We start from the raw sequence: 9709 nt of genomic DNA, 5'->3' as shown, positions 1-9709 counted from the left end.
CACCGGCTGACGTGGGCCGGGCCGGGGCCGGGTACGCCGTAGCCCCTCGGGGCGGCCGCGGGGCCGGCTTCGAGGGGCTTCGGGCGGTGGTGCGTGCGCCGGGGCCTGCCGGCCGGGTCAGGGGCTGCGGCGGCGGGCCGGGGCACGTGAGGCGGATTTGGGCTCTCTGGGCAGGGGTTCGGTCTTCGTCCTGGTCTTGGCCTTGGGCTGCGCGGCGTCCCCGGTGTCGAGCACCTGGTCGCCGTACAGGTCCTGTAGCCAGTTGGTCTGGTAGATGGTGTCGAGGTAGCGCTCGCCGAGGTCGGGGGCGACGGCCACCGCGGTGAGGCCGGTGGTGTCGTGGCGGGACAGCCAGTCCGTCGCGCCGCTGACCACCGTTCCGGTGGAGCCGCCGAACAGGAAGCCGTGTCTGGCCATGCGGTGGCACATCCGGATGGTGTCCGGTTCCTCCACCCGGATCACCTCGTCCACGAAGGACTCGTCGAGCAGCGGTGGACGCATGCTCATGCCGAGACCCGGGATCATCCGGCGGCCCGGTTCGCCGCCGAACGCCACCGAGCCGGCGGCGTCCACGGCGACGATCCGCACCGGCCGGTGCCACTCGCGGAAGTAGCGGGCGCAGCCCATCAGGGTTCCGGTGGTGCCGGCCCCGATGAACAGGACGTCCAGTTCCGGGAAGCGGCGGGCGATCTCCGGCGCCGTGGTGCGGTAGTGCGCCGTCCAGTTCCCGGGGTTGGTGTACTGGCTGAGCCAGACGTACCTGTCGTCCGACGCGCACAGGTTGCGGACGTACTCGATGCGCGTGCCCAGGAAGCCGCCATTGGAGTCCTGGTCGGCCACGATGTGCACGTCACTGCCGAGTGCCTCCATGAGGAGCCTGGTCGACAGGTTGCAGCGGGAGTCCGTCACGCACAGGAACCGGTAGCCCTTGCTCGCGGCGATCATGCTGAGCGCGACGCCCAGATTGCCGGAGGAGGACTCGACCAGGACGGAGTCCGCTGTGAGCAGTCCGTCCCGTTCGGCGCTCTCCACCATCTCGTTCGCGGCCTTCAGCTTGATGGATCCGGCGAAGTTGAAGGCCTCGCACTTCAGATAGAGCGCGTGTCCACAGATGGACTCCAGGTCGACGAAGAGATCGCCCTCGTTGAAGGCGTGGGGAGCGGAGATGACAGGCACGGCGGGCCTCCTGGTGCCGGGCCGAGGACGACGGTCTCAGCCGTACCGGCGCAGTTCGTGGAAGAAGTCATCGATGAGACGCAGGTCTCCCGCGCGGGACACCTCGTCGTAGACGTACTTGCCGACGGCGAGGTCGAGGACGCCGAGGCCGAACGGCGAGAAGACCACCGGGCGGTCGGGCGGCGGCGCGGCCCGGCCGGACATGACGTCACCGAGGGTCCCGTTCAGGAAGTCCCGGTCACCGGTGAGCTGTTCGGCCAGGTGGGGTGACGTGTCGGCCTTCAGGCAGTGGTCGACGTCGTCGACGAAGTTGGCCGCGCCGAGCAGGACCTCGGGGGCGAGGTCGCGCAGGGACACGTGCAGGACCAGCGGGTTGTGCGTGAACCAGGCGGGGTCGGTGACATGGGGCCGGCCCGCGATGGTGGCGAAGACCACCAGGTCGCTGCCGCGGACCAGGTCCTCGGGGCTGTCGTGCACGGTGACCCGCGCGGTGCCGCCGCTCTGCCGCAGGTAGCCGCTGAACCCGGCGGCGCTGTCGGCGGCCAGGTCGTGCACGCCCACCTCGTCGAAGTCCCAGCCGGTGCCGGCCAGGAACGTGTGGATGTATCGGGCGATCAGGCCCGTGCCGAAGAAGCCGACCCGGGTGGGGCGGGAGCGGCCGCGGCTGAGCCAGTCGGCGGCCAGCGCCGCGGAGGCGGCCGTCCTGGTGGCGCTGATGATCGAGCTCTCCAGGCAGGCGAACGGGTAGCCGGTGTCGTGCTCGTTGAGGATGAGCACCGCGGAGGCCCGCGGCAGCCCGGCGCTCACGTTCGCAGGGAAGCTGGAGACCCACTTCAGCCCGTCCACCTGGACGTCCCCGCCCAGGGAGGCCGGCAGCGCGATGATCCGCGAGCTGGGCCGGTCGGGGAACCGCAGGAAGTACGACGGCGGGTTGACGGAGTCTCCCGCGTCGTGCAGCCGGTAGACGGCCTCGACCAGCTCCACGAGCTGTTTCTCGCGTCCGCTCAGCGCCCGCTGCACCTGCTCGCCGGTGATCACCGCGAAGGTGGGTGCGGGGGCCCGTCCGGGCTCGGCGGACCGGGTGGTGTTCGACAGGGTGTCGGTCATCGCTCGCTCGCCTCCACGGCCGGGCAGTCCTCGGCCGGCCGCACGGGTTCGGCCATGCCGACCAGGATCTGCCGGTCGCCGCCGAACGCCTCTCTGCTGTGCGCGGTGCGGATGTTGTCCACCAGCAGCAGGTCGCCGGCCTGCCAGGGGTCGCGCCGGGTGTGCGCCTCGTAGGTGGTGTTGATGATCTGGACGACGTCCTCGGTGATCGGGGAGCCGTCGCCGTGGCGGGTGTTGAACGGCAGGCCGTCCGGGCCGTAGACGTCCACCAGGTACTCCCGTACCTCGGGGGCGAGCGTCCACTCGTTGAGGAAGGCGATCTGGTTGAACCAGCAGCGGCGGCCGGTGACCGGGTGCCGGACCACGGCGTTGCGCCGCTGTTCGGTGCGCAGGGTGCCGTCGGGCAGCCAGGTGCAGTCGATGGCGTTCGCCCGGCAGTAGCGCTCGATGTCGGTGCGGTCGGCGGTGCCGAAGGACTCGGTGAGGCTCGCGCCGATCTCGTCGTTGTAGGTGCGGGTGAGCATCCAGCCCTCCCGCTCGAACCGTTCGGTGAGGCCGCTGGGCAGGGCCCGCAGCATCTCCTCGGCGTCGGCGACCGCTGTCGCGCCGCCCTGCTCGGGCGCGGTGAGACAGGCGAACATCAGCAGGCCGGGCACCTGGAACGGGTAGCTCAGCTCGTGGTGCATGCACATCGGCTGGTTGGCCGGCCAGGGCGTGGAGGAGTACAGCCCGGGGCCGTGGACCTCGCGGGGGGCGAAGGCCTCGCGCTCCGTCATGAGTTCGCCGGCCAGTCCCGCGAAGACCGCGCCGGTCCGGCCGGTGTCCCGCAGGCCGAGGCCGCGTACCAGCAGCGCTCCGTGCTCGGTGACCTGGGCGCGCAGCGCGTCCCGGTGCTCGGCCGCCCACCTGGCGGCGTCGTCCGGGGGTTGTTCCACGCGCAGCAGTGCCGGTCTGTCCGGCCGCGGCTCCACGTCGAGTGGTGATGCCAGGGAGGAGAACGGCATCTCGGGTTCCTTTCGGTCGACCGCCTCGGGGGTTGGCGGGTCAGGAAGAGCAGGAGCAGGTCAGGGGGAGGTGAGGGGGCGCACGGCGGTCAGGACCGCGAGGGCCGCCTCGACGGGCCGGGTGCGGGGGAAGTGGTGTCCGCCGTCGGCGAGTTCGTGGAGTTCGACCCGGTCGGCCAGGAGCAGCCAGTCCCGGTGGCGGCGGTCGTGGCCGGCGGTGTACGGGTCGTCGGCGGCGACGACCACCGTGACCGGCGCGGACAGCCTGACCGGCGGTGGCGCCTCCAGGACCGCGTGGAAGTAGCGGTGCGCGCCTGTGCAGTCGTGCCGGTAGGCGGCGGCGATGTGCTCGGCGTGCCGGGTGTTCAGCTCGGCGAGTTCGGCGTGGCCGCCGTCGGCGGCCAGCCGGGCCGCGATCTCGGCATCGTCGCGGGCCGCCAGTTCGGTGCCGGCGGTGTGCCGTTCGGCGGCCGTGCCGAGCAGGTGCGCGCCGAGGAAGACGTGGGTCACGTGGACGCCCCGCTGCTCGAGCCGCCTGGCCGTCTCGACGGCCGGCGCGGCCCCGGACGAGTGGCCCCACAGCATGACCCGGGTCAGGCCGCGCGCCACGATCTCCGCGACGACCCGTTCGGCCACCTCCTCGATCGGGGCGAAGGGCTCGGGCGGGGCGGCCAGGTTGTGGCCGGGCAGTTCCACGGCGAGCACCGCCAGGCCGCTGTCGGCCAGCGCGCTCGCCATCGGCTGGTAGTTGACCGCGTTGCCGCCCGCGTACGGGAAGCACACCAGGGTGTTCTCCGGCGTGCCGCGCCCGCCCGCCAGGGACAGCAGCAGGTCCGGGCGCGGCCGGGCCGCCGTGCCGGCGAGCAGCGCGGCCTGGTCGGCGAGGACGGGGTTCCGGGTGATGTCCTTCAGGGAGACCGCGCGGTCGAGCGCGAGGGAGAGTTTCACCGCGGTCAGGGAGGTGCCACCGGAGTCGAAGAAGTTGTCGGCACGGCCGATCCGTTCCACGGGCACCCCGAGCAGCTCGGCCCAGACGGCCGCCAACCGGCTTTCGGCGGGGCTCAGTTCACCGGCGGCGGGCACGGGCGAGGCGGTCGCGTCCGCCGCCAGTGCTGTCAGGGCCTTCCGGTCGATCTTGCCGTTGGCGGTCAGCGGCAGGCTCTCCCGCCAGTGGAAGGCCGAGGGCACCATGTAGCCGGGCAGCGTGGCGGCGAGTTCCTCGCGCAGCTGCTCCGGCGGCCGCTGTTCGCCGCTGTGGAAGGCGATCAGGTGTGTGCCGCCACCGCCGCGTTCGGCGACGACCACCGCGCCGTCCCGTACGCCGGCCACCCGCAGCAGGGCGTTCTCGATCTCGCCGATCTCGATCCGGAAGCCGCGGATCTTGACCTGGCTGTCCCGGCGGCCGAGGAACTCCAGCTTCCCGCCGGGGTGCCAGCGCCCCCAGTCGCCGCCCAGGTACAGCCGTTCACCGGGCCGGTGGGGGTCGGTCCGGTAGGCCTCGCGGGTGCGTTCCGGGTCGTTGACGTACCCCCGGCCCACGCAGACCCCGGAGAAGGCGATCAGTCCCGGGGCGCCCAGCGGCAGCAGCGCCAGCCGCTCGTCCACGACGTACACCCGGACGTTGCCGACGGGCCGGCCGAGCAGCACCCGCTCGGGCACCTCCCGCAGCAGTTCGTGGTTGGTGTCGTCCGAGGTCTCCGTCAGCCCGTAGGCGTTGAGCAGCGCGATGGACGGCTGCACGGCGAGCCAGCGCTGGACCAGCTCGCGTTTGAGCGCCTCGCCGGTCACCGACACGCACCGCAGGTCCGGCAGCGGGCGCGGGTGCCGTTCCAGGTAGGAGACCACGACCTCCAGGTACGACGGCACCAGCTGTGCCACGCCGACCCGGTCGCGCTCCAGGGTGTCGACGAACCGTGCCACGTCCGTGATCACGTCCTGCTCGACCAGCAGGGTCCGGCCGCCCACCAGCAACGGGGCGAGGAGCTGCCACAGGGAGATGTCGAAGCACTGCGGGGCGGTCTGCGCGACCACGCTGCCCGCGCCGATCGCCAGGTCGTCGATCTTGGCGTGGAGGTGGTTGAGCATGCCCGCGTGCTCGCACATCGCGCCCTTCGGCTCGCCGGTGGAGCCGGACGTGAAGTAGATGTAGGCGAGTTGCCCGGGGCCGACCCGGACGCCGGGGTCGTGGTCGGCGTGCGGTTCGGCGTACGCCGCCTCGACCGGCAGCTTCTCGGTTCCCGGCAGGCCGGCCAGGGCTTGGTCGAGGGTGTCGGTGTCGCCGGTTCCGGTCAGGACGAGCCGGCAGCCGGCCCGGGACAGGGTCGCGGTGATCCGGCCGGCCGGGAAGTGCGGCTCGATCGGCAGGTAGACACCGCCCGCCTTGAGCACCGCGAGCACGGCCGCGGGCCAGTCGAGGGTGCGCTCGGTGACGACGGCGACCACGTCCTCCGGGCCCAGGCCGCGCGCCAGCAGGGCCCGCGCCAGCCGGTTCGCCCGGCGGTTGAGTTCGTCGTACGTCCACTCCTGCCCGGCGTGCACGGCGGCCACCGCTCGCGGGTGCGCCCGTACCCGCTCCTCGAACAGCTCGTGCGCCCGGGCGTCGGGCAGTGGCCGGTGCGGGCCGGCCATGGTCTCCAGCTGCTCGTGCCGTTCCCCTGCGGACAGCAGACTCTGCCGGGTGTGGTCGGCGTCCGGGTCGGCGGTCATCAGGCGCAGGGCCGTCAGGTGGTAGCCGGCGATCCGGGCCGCGGCCGCGGCGTCCAGTACGTCCGTGCGGTGGCGCAGGCGCAGCGTGAGCCGGCCGTCCCGGTCGGACCAGCGCACGTGCAGCGCACCGTCGTCGGCGTGGGCCGCGCCGGCCTCCAGGGGACCGGACACGATCTCGTACGACGGCTCGGTGAGGCCCAGTTCCCGGCGCAGCTTCTCGACGGGGAAGTCCCGGTGCGCCAGCAGCTCCGTCTCGGCCGACCGGGCGGCCGTCAGCAGGGCGTGCCAGGAGCCCGCCGGTACGGACGTCCGGCAGGGCAGTGGTTCGGCGAGGGTGCCGCCGCCGTACCCGGTGACCACCTCCGGCTCGCCGGACAGCACGGCCAGCACCTTGAGCAGGGCGGCCGACACCAGTGTGTCGACGGGCAGTTCGCGGTGCCCGGCCAGGGCCCGCACCGCGGCGGTCACGTCGTCCGGCACCGGTGTCTCGTGCTCGGCCGTGCCCGGTGCCGGCTCGCCGGCCCAGCGGGGCACGGCGGTGACGCCGCCGGCCGTCAGGGTCCGGGTCCAGAACTCCCGGTCCGCCTCCACGCGCGTTCGCATCGAATGGCCTTCCTCAACTCACGGTCGCCGCAGGGGCGTCGACGGTCGGCTCCGCCCGGCCGGGGCCGGCGGCAGCTGTGTCGGTCTCGGGCATGTCCACCGCGGGGTTGCCGCCCCACCGGGCGTCCGGCGGGACTTCCTCGCCCTTCATCAGGAAGGCGTCGGGTGCCAGTACGGAGCGGTCGCCCATGGTCACGCCGTAGTGCACATGGGCGGCGACGCCCAGCGTGCAGCCGGCACCCAGCGTGGTGCCGTCGGACTTGAAGGTGCCGTCCTCCTGCGAGTGGCACTGGATCTTGCTGCCGACGTTCAGGGTGCAGTCGTCGCCGATGGTGGTGAGGGTCCGCTCGGTCAGATAGCAGCCGTCGTCGAACACCCGGCTGCCGATGCGCACGCCCAGCAGCCTCCAGACCAGGCTCTTGAACGGGGTTCCGTTGAAGACGTCGAGGAAGTGGTCGGGCACCTTCCACAGCCGCTCGTGCCACCAGAAGTACGGCTCGTAGATGGAGCACAGCCGGGGGCGCAGCGCGCGGAACGAGGTGAGGCAGCGCTCCACGAGGACGAAGTAGGCGGCGGAGAACGCGAGTGTGAAGGCCAGGTATCCGGCGATCACCACGTGTCCGACCACGCCGTACAGGTCCACTGAGGCCAGGCCGAAGAAGGTCAGCCAGAAGGTGTGCAGCCAGCGCACGAACAGCATGAGCGCCATGGACCGCAGGTTGTAGCGGTTCTTCGCGGCGAGCCGGCGGCGGAGGGTGTCGCCGGTCCTGAGGTGGTCGAAGCGGGTGTCCCGGTCCACCGAGCGGGGGATCTCGAAGCACGGTGAGCCGAGCAGCCCCACGCCTTCCCGGACCTCGCCGTCGAGGGGGATCATCACCTTGGTCGCGAGCAGGCAGTTCTCTCCCGTCCTGCCGCCCGCCGGGTAGGCGATGTTGTTGCCCAGGAAGTTGTGCGGGCCGATCGAGACCCTGGACACCCGGAAGGACGTACCGGAGTAGTCGGCGTTGAGGATCGAGAGGCCGTCGGCCACCATCGTGCCGCTGCCGACGGAGACCAGCAGCGGGGTCTCGTGCTGTACCTCGGTGCCGAAGTTCGACCCCGTCTGCTCGACCCTGGACAGGTCGTAGCCGAGGCCCCGCAGATAGAACACGATGTAGGAGCTGTCGCCGAACAGCCAGGCGAAGAACCTGACGTTCGTCATGCGGGCCGTCGCGCGGTGCAGCGCGTAGTGGAGTCCGTAGAGCGGATAGGTCCGGTCGGGTCTGACGACGAGGCCCAGCAGGCGCGGGAGGGTGCACAGGACCGCCAGGCCCAGGACGACGAACCCGGAGAACGCCACCAGGGACAGCAGCAGCGCGTCGGAGAGCAGTTCGGGCCAGGACAGCGCGGTCGTGGCCGGGTCCAGTCGCTTGCCGATCGCCGGTACCTGGGTGAACAGCATGTAGAGCCCGCCGACGGCCAGCGGTATGTACAGGAAGATCAGCTGCGTCAGGGTGCCGAGGCCGAACCAGGCCCGGCGGACGGTGCCGCAGGGGGCGGGCGGGACCCGGACGTAGTCGGTCCCGGTGGGTTCCGCCGGGGAGCCGTGCCAGTGCTCGCCGTCCGGGACGCTCTGGCCGCGGTGCAGGGCGGACGAGTGGCCCAGCTGGGCTCCGTCGCCCATGGCGGTGTCGATGTCGAGGACGGTCTTCTCGCCGACGAAGACGTCCGCGCCGAGGGTGATCCGGCCGGTCTGGATCTGTCCCGCGTGGGCCCGGTAGCAGAGGAGGAAGGAGTCCTTGCGGATCACCGTGCCCGCGCCGATCGTCAGCAGGTCGGTGCAGACCGGGACGGAGTGGGAGAGGATCGTGACGCCCTTGCCGATCCGGGCGCCGAGGGCCCGCAGGTACAGCACGTACAGCGGGGTTCCGGTGAGGAAGACCATGGGGTTCGCGTGGAGCAGTACCTTGACGAGCCAGAAGCGCAGGTAGGTCAGGCTCCAGACGGGGAACTCGGTGGCTCGCCAGCGGCCGACGAGCAGCCATTTGGCGGCGACCGGGAACGCGCACATCGCCACGAACGCGAGGCCGCCGAAGAGCAGGGACCGCAGGTAGACGTCGGCCAGGCCCTTGCCGGCGGCTATCCACTCGTAGCCGGTGGCGGTGACGAACCCGGAGACGAGGGAGTAGCCGAGGAAGAGCAGCAGCTGGAGCGTGCCGCACAGCACGTGGTTGCCCGGCCCGCGGCGCGGCCCGGGGGCCGGGTCGGTGCCCGGTGCGGGTGCCGGCGGGGTCTGCGGTGCGCAGGCGGGGCCGGGTTCGCCGAGCGCGGCTGCCAGGCTCCGGATCGTGGGGTGCCGGTAGATGTCCTTCATGGTCGGCGACGGCAGATCCGGCTGCTTGCGTATTCGGGCGCAGAACTGGGCCATGACCAGGGAGTTGGCACCGAGGTCGGTGAAGAAGTGGCTGTCTGCGGGGACGTGCTCGGTGTCGAGGAGGCCGGCCAGGGCCTGCGCGAGCCGCTGCTCGGTCCGGGCCCCTCGGGGGCCGGTGTCGGTCAGGGCGACGGCAGGATCGTCCGGCTCCGACACAACCTCGGAGGACTGCTCCACCATGCGATCTCCTGAAGAACGGCAATGTTCCTGATCACGAACCGGCGGATTCAGTTTGTCCGGATAGCGGCGTCGACTGCCACTTTTCGTATGGAATTAACAAGGTGCCACGAATGAGCCGTCAGGCCCGTATTCCACTGCTTTCACGCCCGGACCGGGGGGTGTGCGAATCACTCGAACGGCGGCCCCCCGGCCGGTGCCGACCAGGCGTCGGCTCAGCTGCCGACGGTGTCCCCCGCCGTCGCGCCGGCGGCGGTGTCCCCGGCCGCCGTCTCGGCCGCCGCGATGGCGACGAAACGGCGGATGGCCTCCACGGGCATGTCGAGCCCTTCGGAGGCGGCGCGCTCGTCGCCGAACACCTGCACCGCCTCGGCGACGGCGACGGCGAGTTCGGCCTCCGCCTTGCGGACCTTGACCTCGGCCTTGTCCACGGTGTCCACCACCGTCAGCTGGCGGCGCTGCTTCTCCTGGAGTCGCTGCTTGCGGGAGAGCGTCTTGTCAGAGTTCTGCACAGTCACGACCA

6 protein-coding genes are annotated in these 9709 nt (G+C 71.8%); all 6 read right to left on the bottom strand.

What is annotated here, in order from left to right:
- Positions 1 to 117 precede the first annotated feature (117 nt).
- On the bottom strand, positions 118 to 1176 hold the full coding sequence (gene sbnA / locus AAW13_RS26395; protein WP_079178980.1) for a 2,3-diaminopropionate biosynthesis protein SbnA: 1059 nt from the start codon (positions 1174 to 1176) through the stop codon (positions 118 to 120).
- 36 nt (positions 1177 to 1212) lie between these two features.
- Positions 1213 to 2283 carry a 2,3-diaminopropionate biosynthesis protein SbnB gene (gene sbnB / locus AAW13_RS26390; RefSeq protein WP_046733565.1) on the bottom strand — a complete coding sequence of 357 codons (1071 nt, stop codon included), beginning with the start codon at positions 2281 to 2283 and terminating at the stop codon, positions 1213 to 1215.
- Positions 2280 to 3287 (bottom strand): TauD/TfdA family dioxygenase, encoded by a 1008-nt coding sequence (locus AAW13_RS26385; protein WP_046733564.1) that lies wholly within the window; start codon positions 3285 to 3287, stop codon positions 2280 to 2282. The genes sbnB and AAW13_RS26385 overlap by 4 nt, the downstream gene beginning before the upstream one ends.
- Positions 3288 to 3347: 60 nt before the next feature.
- Complete coding sequence (locus AAW13_RS26380) at positions 3348 to 6596, bottom strand: non-ribosomal peptide synthetase (RefSeq protein ID WP_046733563.1); 3249 nt, start codon at positions 6594 to 6596, stop codon at positions 3348 to 3350.
- 13 nt (positions 6597 to 6609) lie between these two features.
- On the bottom strand, positions 6610 to 9189 hold the full coding sequence (locus AAW13_RS26375) for a Pls/PosA family non-ribosomal peptide synthetase (RefSeq protein ID WP_046733562.1): 2580 nt from the start codon (positions 9187 to 9189) through the stop codon (positions 6610 to 6612).
- Positions 9190 to 9401: 212 nt separating this feature from the next.
- A complete protein-coding gene (locus AAW13_RS26370) occupies positions 9402 to 9704 on the bottom strand; it encodes a hypothetical protein (RefSeq protein WP_240528745.1) in 303 nt (100 codons plus the stop codon).
- Positions 9705 to 9709 lie beyond the last annotated feature (5 nt).

The organism is Streptomyces humi, from assembly GCF_001005085.2.
Taxonomy (GTDB): Bacteria; Actinomycetota; Actinomycetes; order Streptomycetales; family Streptomycetaceae; genus Streptomyces; species Streptomyces humi.
Note: the sequence above shows the minus strand (reverse complement) of the source record. Positions and strands in the feature narration are given on the sequence as shown.

Coding starts and splice junctions, on each gene's coding strand:
- AAW13_RS26385 (WP_046733564.1), bottom strand. CDS start 3,287: ATGCCGTTCTCCTCCCTGGCATCACCACTCGACGTGGAGCCGCGGCCG.
- sbnB (WP_046733565.1), bottom strand. CDS start 2,283: ATGACCGACACCCTGTCGAACACCACCCGGTCCGCCGAGCCCGGACGG.
- AAW13_RS26380 (WP_046733563.1), bottom strand. CDS start 6,596: ATGCGAACGCGCGTGGAGGCGGACCGGGAGTTCTGGACCCGGACCCTG.
- AAW13_RS26375 (WP_046733562.1), bottom strand. CDS start 9,189: ATGGTGGAGCAGTCCTCCGAGGTTGTGTCGGAGCCGGACGATCCTGCC.